The organism is Nocardia sp. CA-128927 (assembly GCF_050955855.1).
In the GTDB taxonomy this organism is placed as follows: domain Bacteria; phylum Actinomycetota; class Actinomycetes; order Mycobacteriales; family Mycobacteriaceae; genus Nocardia.
The window spans coordinates 9344682-9364088 of sequence record NZ_CP192087.1; the positions used below are offsets into that span (position 1 = coordinate 9344682).

General features: G+C 65.8%; 17 protein-coding genes and 2 pseudogenes. 11 read left to right on the forward strand and 8 right to left on the reverse strand.

The window, feature by feature from the left end:
• Window positions 1–70 precede the first annotated feature (70 nt).
• Complete coding sequence (locus ACQPW1_RS43530; RefSeq protein WP_433659304.1) at window positions 71–1330, forward strand: cation:proton antiporter; 1260 nt, start codon at window positions 71–73, stop codon at window positions 1328–1330.
• Here the strand turns inward: ACQPW1_RS43530 and ACQPW1_RS43535 are convergent.
• Both ACQPW1_RS43535 and ACQPW1_RS43540 read right to left on the reverse strand, forming a co-directional pair.
• Window positions 1307–2527 (reverse strand): epoxide hydrolase family protein, encoded by a 1221-nt coding sequence (locus tag ACQPW1_RS43535; protein WP_433659306.1) that lies wholly within the window; start codon window positions 2525–2527, stop codon window positions 1307–1309. The genes ACQPW1_RS43530 and ACQPW1_RS43535 overlap by 24 nt on opposite strands.
• Window positions 2524–3009 carry a MarR family winged helix-turn-helix transcriptional regulator gene (locus ACQPW1_RS43540; RefSeq protein ID WP_433659308.1) on the reverse strand — a complete coding sequence of 162 codons (486 nt, stop codon included), beginning with the start codon at window positions 3007–3009 and terminating at the stop codon, window positions 2524–2526. Before ACQPW1_RS43540 ends, ACQPW1_RS43535 begins: the two co-directional genes overlap by 4 nt.
• A gap of 133 nt (window positions 3010–3142) precedes the next feature.
• Between ACQPW1_RS43540 and ACQPW1_RS43545 the strand changes: the two genes are divergently transcribed.
• Entirely contained in the window at window positions 3143–4246 is a 1104-nt protein-coding gene (locus tag ACQPW1_RS43545; RefSeq protein ID WP_433659310.1) for an ABC transporter permease, read from the forward strand.
• On the opposite strand, the gene ACQPW1_RS43550 is transcribed toward ACQPW1_RS43545, so the two are convergent.
• Entirely contained in the window at window positions 4193–5362 is a 1170-nt protein-coding gene (locus tag ACQPW1_RS43550) for an alpha/beta hydrolase fold domain-containing protein (RefSeq protein ID WP_433659312.1), read from the reverse strand. The genes ACQPW1_RS43545 and ACQPW1_RS43550 overlap by 54 nt on opposite strands.
• 201 nt (window positions 5363–5563) lie before the next feature.
• Here ACQPW1_RS43550 and ACQPW1_RS43555 point away from each other — a divergent pair, with 201 nt between their 5' ends.
• Together ACQPW1_RS43555 and ACQPW1_RS43560 are read left to right on the forward strand one after the other, a co-directional pair.
• Window positions 5564–6202: an HD domain-containing protein gene (locus ACQPW1_RS43555; RefSeq protein WP_433659314.1), complete on the forward strand. Its 639-nt coding sequence runs from the start codon at window positions 5564–5566 to the stop codon at window positions 6200–6202.
• Window positions 6199–7173, forward strand: a complete 975-nt coding sequence (locus tag ACQPW1_RS43560; RefSeq protein WP_433659316.1) for a GlxA family transcriptional regulator — start codon at window positions 6199–6201, stop codon at window positions 7171–7173. The genes ACQPW1_RS43555 and ACQPW1_RS43560 overlap by 4 nt, the downstream gene beginning before the upstream one ends.
• 8 nt (window positions 7174–7181) lie before the next feature.
• On the opposite strand, the gene ACQPW1_RS43565 is transcribed toward ACQPW1_RS43560, so the two are convergent.
• Window positions 7182–7577 (reverse strand): hypothetical protein, encoded by a 396-nt coding sequence (locus ACQPW1_RS43565; RefSeq protein ID WP_433659318.1) that lies wholly within the window; start codon window positions 7575–7577, stop codon window positions 7182–7184.
• 362 nt (window positions 7578–7939) lie between these two features.
• Here ACQPW1_RS43565 and ACQPW1_RS43570 point away from each other — a divergent pair, with 362 nt between their 5' ends.
• The gene (locus tag ACQPW1_RS43570) at window positions 7940–9382 is read left to right on the forward strand and encodes an FAD-binding oxidoreductase (RefSeq protein WP_433659320.1); all 1443 of its coding nucleotides are present in this window, start codon (window positions 7940–7942) and stop codon (window positions 9380–9382) included.
• A 23-nt stretch (window positions 9383–9405) separates the two neighbouring features.
• On the opposite strand, the pseudogene ACQPW1_RS43575 reads toward ACQPW1_RS43570, so the two are convergent.
• From ACQPW1_RS43575 to ACQPW1_RS43585, 3 genes and pseudogenes are all read right to left on the reverse strand, one after another.
• A pseudogene (locus tag ACQPW1_RS43575) lies at window positions 9406–10230 on the reverse strand (GNAT family N-acetyltransferase).
• Window positions 10231–10290: 60 nt separating this feature from the next.
• The gene (locus tag ACQPW1_RS43580; RefSeq protein ID WP_433659322.1) at window positions 10291–10887 is read right to left on the reverse strand and encodes a hypothetical protein; all 597 of its coding nucleotides are present in this window, start codon (window positions 10885–10887) and stop codon (window positions 10291–10293) included.
• Between the two features lie 80 nt (window positions 10888–10967).
• Window positions 10968–12214, reverse strand: a pseudogene (locus ACQPW1_RS43585) (cytochrome P450).
• Between the two features lie 297 nt (window positions 12215–12511).
• Here ACQPW1_RS43585 and ACQPW1_RS43590 point away from each other — a divergent pair.
• Both ACQPW1_RS43590 and ACQPW1_RS43595 read left to right on the forward strand, forming a co-directional pair.
• Window positions 12512–13384 carry an esterase/lipase family protein gene (locus tag ACQPW1_RS43590; protein ID WP_433659324.1) on the forward strand — a complete coding sequence of 291 codons (873 nt, stop codon included), beginning with the start codon at window positions 12512–12514 and terminating at the stop codon, window positions 13382–13384.
• A 222-nt stretch (window positions 13385–13606) separates the two neighbouring features.
• Entirely contained in the window at window positions 13607–14146 is a 540-nt protein-coding gene (locus tag ACQPW1_RS43595; protein ID WP_433659326.1) for a hypothetical protein, read from the forward strand.
• A gap of 114 nt (window positions 14147–14260) precedes the next feature.
• Here ACQPW1_RS43595 and ACQPW1_RS43600 read toward each other — a convergent pair whose 3' ends face one another.
• Window positions 14261–14851 (reverse strand): hypothetical protein, encoded by a 591-nt coding sequence (locus ACQPW1_RS43600; protein WP_433659328.1) that lies wholly within the window; start codon window positions 14849–14851, stop codon window positions 14261–14263.
• A gap of 107 nt (window positions 14852–14958) precedes the next feature.
• Here ACQPW1_RS43600 and ACQPW1_RS43605 point away from each other — a divergent pair, with 107 nt between their 5' ends.
• The 4 genes from ACQPW1_RS43605 (at window position 14959) to ACQPW1_RS43620 (ending at window position 19366) form a co-directional block, all read left to right on the forward strand.
• Window positions 14959–15483: a DUF3237 domain-containing protein gene (locus tag ACQPW1_RS43605; RefSeq protein ID WP_433659330.1), complete on the forward strand. Its 525-nt coding sequence runs from the start codon at window positions 14959–14961 to the stop codon at window positions 15481–15483.
• Window positions 15484–15980: 497 nt separating this feature from the next.
• Window positions 15981–17462 (forward strand): peptidoglycan DD-metalloendopeptidase family protein, encoded by a 1482-nt coding sequence (locus ACQPW1_RS43610; protein ID WP_433659332.1) that lies wholly within the window; start codon window positions 15981–15983, stop codon window positions 17460–17462.
• Window positions 17463–17768: 306 nt separating this feature from the next.
• Window positions 17769–18308 carry a hypothetical protein gene (locus ACQPW1_RS43615; RefSeq protein WP_433659334.1) on the forward strand — a complete coding sequence of 180 codons (540 nt, stop codon included), beginning with the start codon at window positions 17769–17771 and terminating at the stop codon, window positions 18306–18308.
• Window positions 18309–18427: 119 nt separating this feature from the next.
• The gene (locus tag ACQPW1_RS43620) at window positions 18428–19366 is read left to right on the forward strand and encodes an undecaprenyl-diphosphate phosphatase (RefSeq protein WP_433659336.1); all 939 of its coding nucleotides are present in this window, start codon (window positions 18428–18430) and stop codon (window positions 19364–19366) included.
• Window positions 19367–19407 lie beyond the last annotated feature (41 nt).

Genomic DNA, 19407 nt, shown 5'->3' on the forward strand with positions numbered 1-19407 from the left:
ACATCGCGGCGCGGCTCGGACGGAGGAGCTGGGCGAGCCACGGGCGCGCTTATGTCGAACGGAGCGAACGTTGCCTAGTAACCAAATGGTGTTCCTACTAGTGGATCTCGTGCTCATCGCGGTGGCGGCGCGGTTACTCGGCAGGCTTGCCGAGCGGCTGGGCCAGCCTCCGGTGATCGGTGAGATCGCGGCGGGCATCATCGTGGGGCCCACGATTCTGGGGGCACATCTCTCCGGCATGGTCTTCCCGCAGGACGTCCGTTCCTATCTGAGCGCGTTCGCCAATGTCGGTGTGATGATCTTCATGTTCCTCGCCGGACTGGAGATCGATCGCAGCTCGTTCAACGGCAATCGCCGTGCCGTGGCCAGTGTTTCGCTGTCCGCCTACTTCGTACCGTTCGCGCTCGGCTGCGTTGTCGCCCTTGCCGTGCTTTCGCGGTATCACCACGGAAACCGGCTGGTCTTCGCGCTGTTCATCGGCTGCGCGCTCGCCGTCACCGCGTTCCCGGTGCTGGCCCGCATCCTGATCGAGCGCGACCTGATGGGCACCAGGATCGGGCAGCTCAGCATGGCCAGCGCGGCCATCGACGACATCCTGGCGTGGACCGTGCTCGCCTTCGTCATCGGCCTCGCCCGCCCGGGTGCGAGCAATCAGTGGAAACTGCTGCTCTTCGTGCCGTTGGTGATGGCGATGTGGTGGCTCGTGCGCCCGCTACTCACCCGAGCTTCTCGCTCCACCGCGGTGACCAGCAACAATACGATGATCTTCCTGGCCGTCTGCGGTGCGCTGATCTGCGGTGCGGCCACCGAATGGATCGGCCTGCACCTGATCTTCGGCGCCTTCCTATTCGGCGTCATCTTCCCCCGCACCCACCGGCCGGTGGTGGAAACCGGTGCGCAACTGCTGAGTTCGGTCTTCCTGCCCGCCTTCTTCGTAATCGCGGGACTCCAGGTGGATCTCACCTCACTCGACCGCGCGGGCGTCGTGGAGATGCTGGCCATCCTGTTGACCGCGCTGGTCGGCAAGCTCGGCGGCACCTACCTCGCCGCGCGCGCCAACCGCATCGAACCGCGCGAGGCGGGTGCGCTGGCGAGCCTGATGAACACCCGCGGCCTCACCGAACTCATCATCCTCAACATCGGTCTGACCACGGGACTCATTGGGGTGCAGCTGTATTCGATTCTGGTGGTGATGGCCTTGGTGACCACCGCCATGACGTCGCCGCTGCTGCGGCTACTCAAGGTGACGCCCGAACTCGGGCGGCTGCCGATCCCGGCAACGGCGGAGACCCAGATGGTTACCCGCTCAACGCCGGAAGGTGCGGCGTAGGTCGTCGATCCAGGCGTCGGGAACTTCCCAGGGGATGAAGTGACCGCCCGCTTCGTGGGCGGTGAGGTTGACGTGGTTGTACCAGTCGGCGCGGTCGCTGGCGAGCCAGCTCTGAACTCGCTGCTCGGGAGTGGTTACGCCGGGCGGGTTTTCGTGGCCGACGAAGGTTATGCCGGTAGGCGCCTCGACAACTGGGATGCGGTCGTGTGCCGGGGTCCAGGGGTAGCGATTCGCGTTGGCGTAGTAGCGGATCGAGGTGCCGATGGCGTTGTTGACCCAGAAGATCATGGCGTGGGTGAGCAGGTCGTCCTTGGCGAAGACGGTTTCTACGTTGCCACGGCTGTCGCTCCAGGTGGTCCAGCGCTGCAGAATCCACGCGAGCAGGCCGACGGGTGAGTCGGTGAGGCCGTAGGCGAGGGTGCTCGGTTCGAGTACGTGAGCGGCGAGATGGACGGCGAAGCGGTGCTCCAGGGAGAGCAGTTGCCGATAGGCGGGCTCCGGTAGGCCCGGCGGGATCGGTTGTCCGCCACTGAGATCCCAGGCGCGGTCGCCGCTGAAGAGGGTGAGCTTCAGGCCGGAACCGATGTGGATGCCGTGCAGTTCGTCGGCGTACTTGTGGCCGAGTTGGCCGGTGACGAGGGCGCCGACATCGCAGCCCGCCGCCGCGTACTTCGGATGGCCGAGGGTGTCGGTCATCAGGGTGTGCCAGAGGTCGGCGACCTTCCAGAAGTTCATGTCGGGGTTGTTCGGCAGCGGCGTGGAGAAACCGAAACCCGGCAGCGAGGGGACGATGACGTCGAACGCGTCGAACGGGTCGCCGCCGAAGGCCGCGGGGTCGGCGAGCGGGTCGATCACCTTGGACCAGTGCCAGAAGGTCCACGGCCAGCCGTGGGTGAGGATCAACGGGGTCGGGTCTGGGCCGACGCCCGGCTTACGCATGAAGTGGATCGGTACGCCGTCGATTGTCACGCGGTAGTGCTCGTAGGCATTGATCGCGGATTCGGCTTTGCGCCAGTCGTATTCGTTAATCCAGTAGTCGACCAGCTCCTGGAGGTAGCGGCGGCCGACGCCGTAGGACCAGTCGTCGTTGGCCACATCATCGGGCCACCTGGTCAGCCGAAGCCGCGTCGCGAGATCGTCCAGTACGTCGTCGGCGACGTGGATGGGCGATGCCTCCAGCGGAAACCCCGATGTCATGAATATCCTTCCGATATAGGCGAATTGGCAGCCATGGACCAGCGCTCGGTATCCATCAGCGCGGCCATTCGCGCGAGCGCGGGCAGCGCCGCACTGATCGCCCGCCGTTCCGCGGGCGTCAACTCCTCGACCAACTCGGTGAATCGACGAACCCGCTCGCGATGCCGGGTCTGCACGATCCGCGCACCCGCCGCGGTGATCTCGACCAGCACCGCCCGGCCGTCCACGGGATCGGGGCGACGTTCGACCAGCCCATCCCGTTCGAGCCGACTGACCAGCTGAGTAATAGCGGGCTGCGTGATCTGCTCGGTCACCTTCAGCGCGGTCATCCGCAACGGGCCCCTGTCGGCCAACGTGTGCAGCACCGAAAGCGTGGTGAAGGTGTGCTTCTCGGCGCTCGGCAACCGAATGGACCCCCGCGTGAACGCACCCATCACCCGCGCGAGGTCGTCGGCCTCGAGGTCACGTCGCTGCGCTGCCACAGTCGCAATGTATCACCGTTTAGTTAAGTTGCTTATGTAGTTTCGGATGGCCTGATGTTCGGCGACGGCGGTCCGCGGGCGACAGGCCGCGTGGGTAGTGGGGATCTTCGCTGGTGGGACCTAGTGTGCGGGGATGGCTAACCTGCATGGTCAGCATGAGCGGCGGCGGACGCGAGCCGAGTGGTGGGCGATGGTGCGGGCTTCGCCGTACCTGCCCGCGACGGTGCTGGTGCTGCTGGTGACTGCTGCGGCGGGGTTGTTCGCCGGGTCGTATACGTACGCGTTGGCGAATCCGACGCCGCGGCAGATCCCGATCGCGGTGATCGGGTCGGAGCAGGATTCGTCGGTGCAGCGGTTCATCGCGGACATGCAGCGCTCGCTGGACGATTCGCTGACTGTTCGCCACTATGACACTGCTGTGGCGGCGCGGTCGGCCATCGAGGATCAGCAGGTCTTCGCCATCGTCACGGCGCATCAGCCCGGTGTGCGGCTCGATATCGCGAGCGCGTCCGGTCAGTCGGTCGCGCAACTGCTCACCCAGGTCGCCACGGCGGCCGGTCCGGCGGTGGGCGGTCCGGTGGAGATCACCGATGTCGTGCCGTTGCAGCGCGGCGATCCGCGCGGGCTCGCGATCTTCTATATCTCGTTGGCCGCCGTGATCATCGGGTTCGTGGGTGCCACCCAATTCAGTGTGCACGCGTCAGCGCTGAATCCTGTTGAGCGAATTGGGTTCACGGCGCTGTACGCGGTGTGCGGCGGCTTTGTCATTGCGGCAGTGGCGGATTGGGTGCTGGGCGCGGTCCGGCTACCGTATCTGGAGTCGTGGGGGATCCTGTCGTTGACGATGTTCACCTCCGGAATGGTGTTCACCATGTTCAACACCCTGTTCGGCCGGTGGGCGATCCTGCCGACCTGGGGTCTGATGGTGCTGCTCGGCAACCCGTCCTCCGGCGGCGCGGTGTCCTGGCCGCTGCTGCCGTCCCTGCTCGGCCATATCGGCCGCTGGCTGCCACCGGGTGCGTCGGTCAACGCGCAGCACACCGCGGTGTATTTCGGTACGCACCAACATCTTCTGCCGTTCCTGGTGCTCGCAGGCTGGGCGCTCGTCGCGTGCGCGGTGTTCTGGATCTGGCGCAGCCGGCATCCCGGCGGCCGGACGACCGGGAACGCGCACGACGCCCGGTCACGGGATCGGGAAGTGGTCGGCGAGAAACCTGCCGAAGACGTGCCGGGATAGCTGGGTGCCCCAGCCTTCCCAGGTGAAGTCGTAGATGTGTTCGCCGTAAGGCACTGCGAGCACCTGGTTTTCGACGCCGACCCGGCGCAGCCGTTCGGCCAGTTCGGCCGAGCCGCGGTACGGCGCGACGTGATCCCGGTTGCCGTGCATGAGCAGCGTCGGCGGCACATTCGGGCGGACGTAGGTGACCGGCGAGGCCGCCTTGTAGCGATCGGGCACCTGGTCCGGAGTGCCGCCGGTGTAGTCCTCGAGGAACGTGTGCATCCGTCCCGGCAGGCCGGTGTCGCGCCACGCCTCGACCAGATCGGGCACCGGGTAGAACGCCGCGACCGCCTTGACCGCCGTGTCGGTGACCGCGCAGCTCGGCGCCACCCGGTCGTCGGCGTACGCACCCATCAGCGCGAGATTGCCGCCCGCCGAACCGCCCGCGAGCATCACTCGCTCGGGATCGATCCCGTACTTCGCCGCCTGCTGCTTGACCCAGCCGACGGCACACTTCACGTCCGCGGGTGCTTGATTCCAGCGCGCGGGCGGCGTCAGCCGGTATTCGATCGCGAACACCGCATATCCCTTGTCGTTCAACCACTTATGCCACATCGGCGCCTCCCCGCGATCGCCGTTGCGCCAGCCACCGCCGTGCACCCACACCACCGCGGGTCGCGGTCGGGCCGAATCGCCCTCGGGCAGCTTCACATCCAGCTTCAGGTCCTGACCGTCGACGGTGTTGTACACGGTGCTCAACGATTCGACCGGCGCGCCGGTGTTCGTACCGCCGGACAGATAGTCGTCGAACGACAGCGTCGCGTCCTGCCGCAAAGCCGTCCCCCACGATGCGGCCAACGGGAAGCCCGCGGCGACCACGCCGAGCAGGCACACCAGCCCGGTCACCGCCGCCACCCGGCGCACGCCGACCCGGCCCTTCTTCCCAAAGGCGATCAGCGACAACACGAATCCCGCCAGCCCGAGCGGGATCAGGTACAGCCCATAGTCACTCACCACATGCGTCAGCACCACGAAGGGCGCGGGGATCCGCACCGCGATGATCACGTAAATGAACAGCACCATCAGCGCGGCAACCCCGGCCGCCGATGCCGCAACCAGCCAGCGAATGACCATTCGCTCATTAACCCACGACCGCCCGAACCAGTCCCGTTGGCACGCCGACCACACCTGGTCACCGAGGCGCACTTGATACGTGCGGCCAGAAGGCGGAGGATGTCCCAATCTGCGGTATATCGGTCCGAACGGACACGGCGGACGGCTAGCGCAGCACGCATTCTGGGACAGGTCAGCACCTTCGTTTACAGGAGCGTTCCCATGACAGAGCACATCGCAGGCATCACCATTCCGGACAGCCGCCTGGTCGCCGAGGCCACCGAGCTGGTGCGCGCCAGCGCGCCGCCGCTGCTGTTCCATCACTCCCGGCGTGTCTATCTGTTCGGCATGTTGCAGGGACAGTTGCGCGGGTTGAAGCCCGATCCCGAGCTGCTGTACGTCGGCGCGATGTTCCACGACCTCGGACTGACCGACACCTACCGCACCGCGAACCAACGATTCGAGGTCGACGGCGCCGACGAGGCCCGCCGATTCCTCATCGCGCACGGCATCGATGACGAGGCGGCGCAGCGGGTGTGGACGGCCATCGCGTTGCACACCACACCGGGCATTCCCGAGCACATGGCGCCCGAGATCGCGCTGGTGACGGCCGGTGTCGAAACCGACGTCCTCGGTATCGGTTACCGCGAGCTGGACCGCACCGATATCGACGCGGTCACCGCCGCGCATCCGCGCCCCGACTTCAAACGACAGATCCTCGCGGCGTTCACGAACGGGTTCGCCGATCGCCCGGACAGCACCTTCGGGACCGTCAATGCCGACGTCCTCGCGCACTTCCTGCCCGGCTTCGTCCGGACCGATTTCGTCGAGGTCATCCAAGCCAACCCGTGGCCCGAATGAGCGGACGTCCCCACGTAGTCGGCGTGCTCGTCTTTCCCGGCGTCACGCTGCTCGACGTGGCCGGGCCGAGCGAGGTGTGCACCGAGGCCAATCGGTGCGGCGCCGACTACCGGATCACGCTGATCTCCCCCGACGGCGCGCCGGTGCGCTCCTCCACCGGCTTGCGTTTCGATGTGGACCGCGCCGCGGACGACATCCGCAAGCTGGACACCCTGGTGGTGCCCGGCTCAGAGGAGCTGGTCTCCGCGGCATTGCCGCCCGAACTGATTTCCGCCGTAACGCGATTGGCTGAGCGCGCGCCGCGGATCGCCTCGGTCTGCACGGGCGCTTTCCTGCTCGCCGCGGCCGGTCTGCTCGACGGCCGCCGGGCGACCACGCATTGGCGGCACGCCGCGGCACTGCAACGGCGCAACCCCGGCGTCGAGGTCGATCCCGACGCCATCTTCGTCACCGACGGGCCGATCATGACCTCGGCCGGGATCACCGCGGGCATCGATCTCACCCTGCACCTGGTCGAACAGGACCACGGCCCGGCCCTGGCCCGCGACGTGGCCCGCGCACTGGTCGTCTTCCTTCAGCGCCCGGGCGGCCAATCGCAGTTCTCCGTCCCGATCCGCACATCGGCACCGCAGGACAACACCCTGCGAACGCTGCTCGACACCATCCACACCGACCCCACCCGGGACTACACCGTCCCCGTCCTCGCCGCGCTCGCCAACACCAGCCCGCGCCAACTCACCCGGCTGTTCCGTCGAGAGCTGGGTACCACCCCGGCCCGCTACCTCGAGCAGGTCCGCCTCGAACAAGCGCAAATGCTGCTGGATCAGGGACATTCCGTCACGACGACCGCCGCCCGCAGCGGCTTCGGCAGCGACGACACCCTCCGCCGTGCGTTCCAACACCACCTCGGCATCGCGCCGAGCACCTATCAACACCGATTCACCACCACCACCGAGCCGCCGCACAGCTAGGGCACCGATCAAGCCTCCTGCCACGCGGCGATCGCGGCTTCCCATCGACGATTGTTGGTGAACTCCGAGATCTCGCGGCGATTGATCAGGATGTAGATCTCCCCCTCGGTGGTCGTCTGCAGGATCAGCGGCTTTCCCGCATTGAGCAGGCCACCCATGAATCTGCCGTAGAGCGAGGTGAATTCGCGGCGCAGCGAGACGATTGCCTCGCGCGACAGGGTCAGATCGCCGGTGTCGCTCCAGTCGGACAGCACCAGACCCTGCTCGCCGAGTTCGATGCGACCGCGTCGCGGGAACAGCGCACGTTGGCTGACCATGCAGGCCGCCTTGTCCGCGGCGGTATGTTGACGCAGTTCATCCACGGTGGCGGCGATGTAGCTTGCACTCCGGACCACATCCGTCATCACGAAAATCTCCCGGCTCAATGGCAAGCGACTACCGAGGATTCTCGTGCCGAGCAGTGGCTTCGCACATCGCTCCGCGGACCCCCATCGGCATCCCCCTAAGGAACTACCTCCGGCTCCGGCACTCCTCCGGGAGTAGGACACCGGGTAGTCGGGAGTCTCTCGATTCCGTCGGCTACGGGCACGTGGCTATCTTGACGTATTCGGAGCTGCGGCCGTCAAGGATGGGCGATTCCTGGCGTCGACCCAAGATCACGGCGAAAGGCGTTCCTGGGCGTCGTAAGCAGGTGTCGCACCGCCGTTTTACGTGGTCACACCCCTAGGCTAGGGGGATCGACGCCAACTTCTCGCGCAGCACCTTCTTGCGGAGCGCCCTCGGAATCGGCCTGACCGGCTGGGCACTGTCCGGTCTGCCCGGGCCGTCCGGCGCTCGTGTCGCACGCGCCGAGCCGATGCCGCTAACTTCCAGCCGCACGGTGGCGGGGGTGGATTGGAGCAAGCTCGACAAGCGCGTGCGAGGTCGGGTCTTCCTGGCGAACGACACGGAGTACGCGACGGCGAAGCAGATCTTCAACACCCGGTTCGACGACGAGAAGCCGACCGCTGTCGTGCAGATCGACACGGTCGACGATGTCGCGGCCGCGATCGCCTTCGCCGCCGAGAACGAACTGGTGCTGGCCACCCGCGCCGGTGGCCATTCGTACGTGGGCGCCTCGTCGGCGACCGGCGCGATGATCATCGACCTGCGCAAGCTGTCCGGGGTGACCTACCGCGACGGCGAAGCCGTCGTCGCGCCCGGCATGACGCTGAACGCGGTGTACCGCGAGCTCGACCGGTTCGGGCAGACGATTCCCACCGGAATGTGCCCGATGGTCGGCATCGCCGGGCTCACCCTCGGCGGCGGTCTCGGCTTCGAATCCCGCCGCTACGGGCTGACCTGCGACCGGCTGGCCGCGGCGACCATGGTGCTGCCCGACGGCACCGTGACCGAGGTTTCGGCGACCTCGCGGCCGGACCTGTTCTGGGCCATCCGCGGTGGCGGTGCGCAGCTCGGCGTGGTCACCTCGCTCACCTATCGAACCTGCCCCGCGACACCGAAAGATGTTGTGCAGCTGGCCTTCCCCGGCGAGCTGGCGGCTCAGGTGATCGCCGGGTGGTCGACCTGGCTGAGCACCGCGGACCCCGGCGAGTGGGCCTGCGTCAGCGTGGACGCCGACGGTAAAGGCGGCCTGAAATGCTGGATGCAGCTGGTCAGCCCGGCCAAGGAGGGTGTACGGGCCGCGGTCGAGTTGATGGCGGCCACCGCGAAACCGCTCAACGTCGAGTACCGGAGTCTGAACCACATGGACACAGTCATGTACCTCGCGGGCGGCAATGCCACCCAGCCGCGCGCCAACTTCACCTGCGGCTCCGACGTCGTCACCGAACTCTCCGCGGACGCCATCGCCGCGATCATCGAAGCGATCACCGCGCACTCCCGCGCGGGCGGCACCGGGTGGGTGCAGATCAACACGCTCGACGGCGCCGTTCGCGACACCCTCCTCGACGACACCGCCTTCCCCTGGCGCGAGCATGCCGCGCTCGTGGAATGGGGCAACTACCAACAGATCCCGCACGAGCAAGCCGCAGCCTGGATCGCCGAGGCGCACGGCCTCATCGCTCCGTACTCGGCGGGCGCCTACGTGAACTACCTCGAATCCGGCGATCCGGTGGAGCGCTACTACGCGCACAACTATCCGCGGCTCGCCGCCATCCGCCGAAAGGTGGACCCACAGAATCGAATACACACGGTGCTGGTCGGCTGAATCCCGGTGACAGCCGTCGAGCGCTAGGGGGTGTGGACGAGAAGCGCTCGGGTGTAGAGGATTTGGAAGCCGATCCGTTGGACGTTCTGCTGCGACTTCGAGCCGGGGAGGGTGGTGACCACGGCAAGGTCACAGCCCGCTGATGCGGCGGCGGCCAGCCGGGTGGAGAGCAGGGATGCCTGGACGCCCCGCCGACGGAACGCGGGATGGGTTTCCGCTCCGCAGAGTTGGGCGATGCCATCGGCGAGGCGCAGGCTGCCACCACCGGCGGGGACGCCATCGATATGAGCGAGCGACGCGGTGAAGCCGCGTGCCGCGGCGATATCGCGCGTGGCACTGTCGACGGCCTCGCGTGGGAACTCCTCGTTGGATGCGATGCCCTGGGTGTCGGGCGTAGCGAAGCCGTCGACGACGACGTTCAGCCAGGTGTCGAACTCGTCGGGGCCGACCGTCGAGATCTCCACTTCTTCAGCCAGATTCGCCTGCCTGCCCTGATCGAGGCGCAAGCCGAGCACGTTCTCGAAGCCGGACAGTACTTAGCCGCGGCGGGTCAGGCGTTCGACCACGGCGGGATCGGCGAGGGTGGCGACCTCGAACTGGATCGAGGCGTCGCGCTCCGCGAAAGTCTGCTCCACCGCGTCCAACACGCTGTCGTCGAAGTCGTCGCCCATACCGACGCCGACCACCTTGTCGAGGGGCGAGTTCGGGCCCGCCCACACGGCCGAGCCGCTGCCGACCGGGAGCAGGAACATCCGCGGCTCCCGTTGCGCGGCGGCGCGGGCGCCCTCTTCGATCAGCGACCGTTCGGCACGCTCGATGCGGGCCGCAAGGTCCGTTCCCGCGAACAGGCTGGGTTCAGTCGACATGAATGCATTCCTACCAGGGGGAACCATCAGTGCGACAGGCATTTATGCCGAGGCGCGGAGCACCGGAGAGGTGATCTCGAATTCGCCGGTGGTATTCCTGAGCGGGAGAACCGACGCGAGAATGCCGACACCGGCGAGGGGCATCAGGTCGAGCGTGAGCAGTGGCAACATGGCGCTGACCGCCATCACCACCGGGCTCCACCACGGGAGTCGCCCGGCCCTGGCCAGCAGGACGGTCAGCACGATCAGGCCGAGGAAGAACAGTGGCGGCCCGACCGTGTAGAACGCCAGGCGGACACCGGGAACGGCCGAGAACTCATGGCTCAGCCTGGACATGTCAGCCTTGTCCGCAGCCAGGGCGGCGAACACGATATCCGCGCTGAACTGAACGATCGACGCGGCCAACCCGGCCAGCGTGACGATCACCGTGCCGGTCCGCCAATTACCCTGCGGGAGCAGGCGTTCCATGCCGAACACCGCGGGCACGAACAGCACCATGCCGATCAGACCGACGATATGCGCCGCCTGCCAATCAATACCCGGCCCGTATCGGCCGTCCGCCAGACCGAACAGCCGGATCACGCCGTATCCGGAGAAGAACAACCGCGCGGAGAAAAGCAGCACTCCAGGGGATTTCACGGTTCCCAGCTTTGCAGGACGGGAGGCGCCGAGCCTCGGGAAAACCCTGGTTCGGGCCTGAGAAACCCAAGCACGCCAAGCTACGGCAGCGGTAGCGGCGGGGATGCCGGGAAGGTGATCGGGAGGGTGGTCAGTGCGCGATGGAAGGGGCCGGGGCGCCAGGTCAGGTCGGCAGGCGGCACCGCCAAGTGGATCTCGGGTAGCGCGTCGAGGAGTTGGTCGATGGCGTCCTGGGCGATCAGGTAGGCCAGTGAATTGGCGGGGCAGACGTGCGGTCCGGCACCCCAGGCCAGGTGAGAGCGGTTGCCCGCGTACTGGTTCGCGCTGATCTCCGGGTCGGTGTTGCAGGCGGCCATGCTGATGACGACCGGCTGGTGCGCGGGTAACCAGACGTCGTCGATCAGGATCGGCTGCCGCGGGAAGCTGATGCAGAAGTTGGCCATCGGCGGGTCGTTGAACAGCACCTCGTCGAGTGCGTCGCGGTCGAGAGGCTACCGCCGAGCACACTGCCGCCGAAGCGCTCGTCGGTGAGGATCAGCAACAGGGTGTTGACGATCAGATTCTGCTGCGGCTCGATGCCCGCGCCGTACAACGTGGCCAACTGGTGCACCATTTCGGTGTCGCTCAGTTCGGCCGGGTGTTGCAGCATGCGCGTGGTGACGTCGTCGCCGGGCTGGGCGCGCTTGAGCTGGGTCAATTCCAGCAGCGCGCCGATGAGCATCTTGTTTCCTTTGTCGGCGTCGACGCCCTCGAAGATCGCCGCGAAACCGGTCGCGGCCTGCTGTGCGATCTCGGCCGGGCAACCGAGCATGGCGTTGAGCACGGCAAAGGCGAGCGGAAACGCGTACTGGCGAACCAGATCCGCCGACCCGTCCGCGCAGAACGCATTGATCAGCGGTATCGCGACCTCCGCCACGGTGTCGTGCAGGCGGTACTGATCGACCTTGTCGAGGCCCGCGGTATTGGTCTGCCGATAGCGGGCATGTTCGGCGCCCGCGTTGCGCAACGCGTTCGGGCGCCACTGCATCATCGGCAGCACCGGGCAGTCCGTCGCGACGCCCTGCTGCCAGGTTCGCGGATCGGCCGGGAAATGGTCGGGATCATTGAAGATCCGTACCGCTGTGCGATATCCGATCACCAACGTCGCGGGCACACCCGCGGCCAATTCCACCGGCACCAGCGAACCGTACTGCTCGCGCATCGCCCGATAGGCGCCGTGCGGATCCGCCGCGAATTCCGGTGAATACAGCGACACCCGCGGGCCATCGGTATCGATCGGCGAATCGGGCACAACCCGGCCGTGTGCGGAGGGCGGGGGCATCGTCATCGCAGAACTCCAGGCGGTCGGGCAGCAAACTCCGTGAGCCTATGCAGCCGTTGCGACGCGTGCACCGAAATCCGCTCGGTCGTACACGAAACGTTTCCACGCCACTCCGACAGCGTGTTTGCCACTCATTCGCCTCAATGGTTCCATGAGCCCGCGACACCTGGTGAAGGGATTGGTCTCCGATTTGCCGAGCAGATCTGTTTTGCTGGCGAAAGGAGCCGTGTCTCGATGCGTGCGAGTGATTCACGTTGGTACCGCTGGGGAATCAGTCTTACTGTGGCGCTCGCGGTTACGGGAATGGTCGCGACCGTTCCCGCGCACGCCGATGTCGTCGAGGACGGCAGCGTCGCGCCCGCGGGGGCGAACGATTGGACTTGCGTCCCGAATGCGAAACGACCGGAACCGGTGGTGTTCGTGCATGGCACCTGGGGCAATCAGAACTCCTGGGATACGCTGGCCCCACAGCTGAAAGCCCTTGGGGTGTGCGTATTTTCGCTCAATTACGGGCATGCGCCGTTCAGTATCCGTGGTGCGAATCCCGGGGTCTTCGGCACCGCCGATATTCGCGCGTCCGCCAAGGAGCTCGCGTTGTTCGTCGACCGGGTGCGCGGCATGACCGGGGCGGCGAAGGTCGATATCGTCGCGCATTCCCAAGGCGGTCCGCTGACGCGCCAGTATCTGCGGTTCGAGGGCGGCGCGAATCGCGGCGATCCGAGCCGCAACAAGGTCGATCACCTCGTCAGCATCGCCGCGACCAACCATGGCACCACCGCCGATGGGCTCGGCTTTCTCCTACCTTCGGGGAGCGCGTCCGGTATTTCGGACGGCGTGATCGCCAGGGTGCTCGGCACTTCGGCGGCGCAACAGCTGACGGGCAGCGAATTCATCCGCACCCTCAACGCCGGCGGCGATACCGAACCCGGCGTGCATTACACGGCGATCGCGACCCGCGTCGATCACGTCGTCACCCCGCCCGAGGCGACCTTCCTGCGCGCGGGCCTGGACGCCACCGTCGAGAATCTATGGGTGCAGGACCTATGCCCGACCGACACTTTCCACCACGGCATTCTCCCCGATTCCCCCGCCGTCGGATTTCTGGTGCACCGGGCGCTCGGCCTGCCTTTCACCGGTGATCCATGCCCCGCGCCCAGCGCCGAACAGCTGAATTAGCCCCCTCGCCGCGAGGGGCTCGAACGCGGTGAACCAGCGTTCCGCGTTGTGGGCGGCCGATGCGCCAACCCCCAACGCACGGGGTCGAAACCAAACCGAAAATATGCTTTGAGCAGGGGAAACGCCTAATAGACAGCTATCACCCACCAGCGCATCATGATCTTACGTCCGGTGCCGTTTGTCGGGGAACGACAAAGGAAACCAGCACGGATTGGAAAGACCATGTTTATCAAGAAGTTGGTGGCGACAGCGATATTCGCCATAGCGGCCACCGGAATCACGATGGCGACAGCACACGGCGAAGCGGAATTGGCTGACATCTCGGTCAGCGCAATGGACGGCCCGGTCGCCTTCACAACCACATTGGCGGCGGATCATTCGCAGGCTCTGGTCACCTTGGCCTCGGGAAGGTTCGTACTCACGCCGGACGCGGTTCAGGTGGTCGCGGACGACGGTGCGATCATCGGCGCGATCCCCACCACACTGCGGGCCGAGGCTGGCCAAACCATGGCTGTCACACCGGCATTGGCCAGTGACACCGCATTGACCCTCACCCCGGTGGGTGGTCCGACGGTCGCCGCGACCAGTTCGCAGGACCTGCCGTTCGTGCACACCGTCGGCGGTGGCGGAGCCATTCTCGCGGGTGCGTTCGTCGGCTGCCTGGTGGGCATTCTGATCGGCATCTGGTTCTTCTTGGTGGGCGCCATCTTCGGTTGCGCCATCGGTGCCGCCATCGGCGGATTCATCGGCGCGGTTTCGTGATCGTGCCCTAGCACAATGGGTCACCAACCCCCGCTAGAAACAAGGACACGAAAGGCCCGTGCGCAATGCGAGCACGGGCCTTTCGCGTGTGGAATGCGACTCACACCGAGCCAGCTACACGCAGTACTCGCAGGTGCCATTGGCGGGCAGTTGGATGAAGCACTGTGCGCACACTGTCGCTCGGGTCGGCTGCGTCTTGGTTTCGACCTGTGCGGTGGTGCTCGGCGAACGCCGACCCGCCACCTTGGGCGTGAGCGGTGGAACTGCCATATCGGCGGGCATCGCGGCGCCGTAGTACTCATAGCACTGCCACCTCGCGTAGGCGGCATGCAACTCGAGGTCGTCCGGAATCGGCAGGCCGGCCAGCTCCAGCACGTACTTGTAGGTGTCGCCGACGGTGTGGTTCTGTCGCACACAGAGTGCGGTCAGCGGCGGCTCCCCCGCCTTGTGACAGCGTCGCGCGATCTTGCGCAGGATGGCATCCATCCAGGTGCGCGTCGGAGCGCCGGTGTGCACACCGGACACCTCCTGTACCCGTTCGGCCAGCTCGGCGACGGTGATGAAATGTCCGTACCCGGTGGCGATCTCGGACAGTTCCGCGTGCGCGGCCAGCGCCCAGGCCACCGTCGCCTCCCGCAACGACACCGCGGCGCCGTCACCCGCCCGCCATGCTCCCGCCGTCGTGGGTACCGCATTCCTGATCACCCGATCAAGTTATCGCGCGAGCCTATGAAAAGACCAATGCCGTAGCCGCACCCGGAGGCTGCTGGATCACTCTTGACTAAACATACGTCCGACCGTATGTTTAGATTGTGACTACTGATACCGGCCGAGGCCGAGACATCGCAACCGACCCGCGAGTGCAGGACGTCGGCGAGGTGCGGACGACGCATCTGTTCGATGTGGTCGTCGATTTGAACCCGCCGCTGGACATGGGCGTCGGCCCATTCGGTCGGCGAATCCTTTACGGCGCCGCGGGTGGAACGTTCGAAGGGGCGAGGCTGCACGGGGAAGTGGTGCCAGGCGGCGGGGATTGGACGTTGTTTCGTCCCGACCGGGCGATGACGGTGGATGTACGGCTCACGCTGCGCACGCACGACGACGCGCTGATCCATATGTCATACGGGGGGCGGTGGATTGTTCCGCCGGAGCTTCGCGAGGATATCGTCGATCCCGTCAAAAGCCGTCAGGTCGATCCCTCGCGCTATTACTTCCGGACGGCGCCGCTTTTCGAAACCGGGGCCGAGAAATACGCATGGTTGAACGATATCGTGTGCGTCGGATCGGGATATCTGATCGAGGGCGGGGTCGCTTACCAAGTTTCCCAGGTCCTTTAGCAATCAGTACACAGGAAACCACGTCGATATCGAATTCGCAGGCACCCGTTATCGGGTGAGCGCAACGACACGAGGACCACAGCGCAGCACAGGGGGCAGGCAGACAAGGCCTCGGGGCGGCAGACCGGACGGAGGGCCGGATCACGAGTCCCCGCAGGCCCGATGCGTTCCATGCATCACTGCGCAATTCATGAATGATGCACAGAGCATATAGAAGCCGGGGATTCATCGTTATTGAATCCCCGGCTTAACTCTATTTATAGAATAGCTAACTTACCCGTCCATCGCTAATCGCCTACCCTACACTTTCGGCTGGGAAGTGGGAATCCGATCAGGCAAGCGAGATCTAGACGTTATATGCCAGGCGCCCCCTCCCTGTGGCCGCCTCGGCCCGACGATCGACGATTATCACGACCGACGGAGAAAGTTGCATCATCTTGAGATCGATCAATCCACGCCGCACCGGACGTTGGATATTCCCCAGTGCAGTAACCACGGTGGTCCTCGCGACCCTCATCGGCTTGGCGGTCACCGTCAGCCCGGTCAGCGCCGAACCGACCGCTGACGGCCTCGACGACGCGATCACCGACAGCCTCGCGACCCAGCCGGCCGAGCGGACCGCCAACAGCGACAAGGCCCCGGTCATCGACCGCATGCGCAGCGACGGTGAATGGGTCTTCGGCGCCGCGACCGTGCCCGAGGACAGCGAGAGCGAGGAAACGCCGAAATCCACGCTATATGTCGCCAAACTCGACGACGAGGGCGAGTGGGATGTCGCGCTGGAAGGCACCCCCGAGTTCGGCCACATGGTCAGCAACGCGCCGGAATCCGTGGTCAGTGGCGGCGAGAAGGCGGCATTGACTGCGCCGCAACCACGTTCGGGCAACACCGGGCTGTCGTTGCCGTGGAAGCAGGGCCAGAGCTGGTACATGGGCGGCGGACCGCACGGCATCAGCGGCGAAAGCCGGCCCTACAACTCGATAGACTTCAACGGCGGCGACGGCCGGGTGATGGCCCCCGCGGCGGGTCGCGTCTACAAGACGTGTGTTCGCAACGGCAGCGCCGAGGTGAAGATCGTGCACAACAACGGTTTCACCACCTCCTACTACCACATGACCGACGTCATCGGCGCCGCCGACGGCACCGAGATCACGGCGGGTACGTACCTGGGTAAGACCGGTACTCAGCTGCCGTGCGGTGGTTTCGCCAGTGGCGCGCATGTGCACATGTCGCTGTTCAAGGGCGCGCAGCCGGTGCCCGTCAACGGAGTGACCATCGGCGGCTGGACTTTCCGGGAGGGCCAGCAGGCCTACGCCGGATTCGCCGAGCACGAAGGTCAGCAGGTGCGCGCCGGCGGCAGGCTGATGAACTACGGCGGCGGTGACGATTCGAAGCCACCGACGGACCCCAAACCGCCGACCACGAACCCTAAACCGCCGACGGACCCGAAGCCGCCGACGAAACCCCCGACGGACCCCAAGCCCCCGACCACGGGCCCCAAGCCGCCGACGGATCCCAAGCCACCGGCCACGAAGGCCAAGGGCACCGTCCGCCCGTTTCCCGACCGCAATCGAAACGTGAACCTGCGTTCCGGTCCGGGCACCCGGAATTCCGTTGTGGGAGCGGTCCGTAACGGTGATGTCATCACGATCACCTGCACGGCCCGCGGTGAGCGGCTCAGCGGCAAGTGGGGCGCCACCGACCTGTGGAACAAGCTCGACAACGGCAAGTGGATCAGCGATGGCTTCGTCGACACCGGGAGCAATGGCCCGGTAGCGCCCGCATGCCAGCAGAACGATACGCCGAAGCCACACCGCGGAACGGACGGCGAAGAGCCGAACGGTGAACAGCCGGACAGCCAGGGGCCGGGCGAAGAATCGCCAGACGACGAATGGTCGGATGACGGTTGGACAGAAGAGGATTGGCCGAGTGATCCCTGGGGGGATTGGACGAACAGTTGGTGGACTGACGGTGAGTGATCCTCAGCCGAACGGCTGATACGACAAGGTGCGGTGGAGGCATTACAGCCTCCACCGCACCTTTCGTGTCGGGAATACCAAGGACCCGTAGCTATTTCAATCGGCAGCCGCGTAGGCCCGGATGATGGCCGAGGCCGTTCGGCACATCGACCGACAGCAGGTGATTCAGCGACCTCCCGGACAGCGGGCGAACAGACCCACGATGCGGCTTCGGCCCCGATTATGACCCGTGGCACATCTCACCGACAGCTGCTACAGTCAGCCTCAGCTAACTTTTGGTAATCTAGATTTTAGGATGTGAGCCGCATGCAGAATCTTGCCATCCGAGCACTACCAGGCCTGGGGGCACTGGTCGCGGTCGCCGCATTCGCGTGCCCGGCGCAAGCCGTCCCGCCCGCCAACGCCCAGCAAGCCCAGGACACCTGCATCGAGTACCTCCTGCAAACCATCCGGGCCATGCCCGAGGGCACCTACCTCGATTCGCAACCGGATCCCGACAGACCGGTATCGCCCGGCCACGCCTCGCCGACCGGGACCGGCAGCTTCTTGTTCCCGCACGATGAGTTCTACTCGCTCAGTTACCGATTGCTCGGTGACTCTTCGTACGCGCTCGTCGCCGACACCGAGTCCGCCTGGCAAGGCATCGGATGGGAGACGAACCGGAAGCCTCCATACCCCAACGGGGCCTTCTCAACTCAGGCATATCCAGCCGACGGGTACGTGCTGGACGCGCTGCTCGGCGTCGGCCCCGCCGGCACCGCCGCCACCCTGTCGTGCGCCACAAACGAGACGTTTCGCGGCGGCGGACCCAGTCCCGCTCCGGCCCCCGCGGCGCTCTTCCGCTGACTCGGCCCGCGCGGGGCCCGAATCGGGCGAAAGTCGCTGGGGCAAAGTAGATTCGGGCATATCGGTCGACGTACGGGGTCCCGCGGAGTTGCCGTTGGGCACATGCGAAACTCGTCGCGATGCTCACCTACTTGCAAGCGGCTGTCATCGGTGCGGTGCAGGGTGTCACCGAACTGTTCCCGATCTCGAGCCTCGGGCATTCGGTGTTGATCGCGGCATGGGTCGGCGGTGACTGGCAGAAACTGGTCAGTCCAGGCGAATCGGCCACGGGCACACCGTATCTGGCATTCGTGGTCGCCCTGCACGTGGCGACGGCGGTGGCGCTGATCGGCTACTACTGGCGAACCTGGTGCGACATCGTCACCGGTTTCGTCACCATGATGCGGAAAGGACGCCTCGACACCGTCGCGCAGCGGATGGCGTTACTGATCGTGGTAGCCACCATTCCCGTCGGCATTCTCGGGCCCCTACTGGAACGCCCACTGCACGAACTGTTCGCGGCGCCACTCTGCGCCAGCATCTTTCTGACGCTGAACGGTGTCGTACTGATCGTCGGCGAGGGGCTACGCCGACGCAACGAACCGACGCTCGCCGAATACGGCCGCAGATTCGCCCGACAACAAACCCGCACAACAGTTCTCACCATCGAAGCACCACCCCGCCGCCAATCCGACCGCCAACTGGCAGCCCTCGACATCCGAGACGCGATAGGCATCGGCTTCGTGCAAACCGGCGCACTGATCACCGGTTTCAGCCGAGCAGGCCTGACCATGGTCGGCGGCCTCTGGCGCGGTCTCGAAAACCAACACGCCGCCAAATTCGCTTTCCTGCTGGCAACCCCAGCAATCCTGGGCGCCGGACTACTCGAAATACCAGAGCTGGCAGGCCCGGAAACCCACGGAATCCGAGGACCGATCCTCTTCGGTGCCTTAGTATCCGGCCTCTCCTCCTGGCTGGCCGTACGCTTCCTCGAGCGCTACTTCCAAACCCGCACCCTCCTCCCCTTCGCGATCTACTGCATCATCGCCGGAGCACTCTCGATCATCCGATTCAGCTGAATTCCTTTCCTTCGATTGCAATGAGCGCCGCGTCCGTGGGG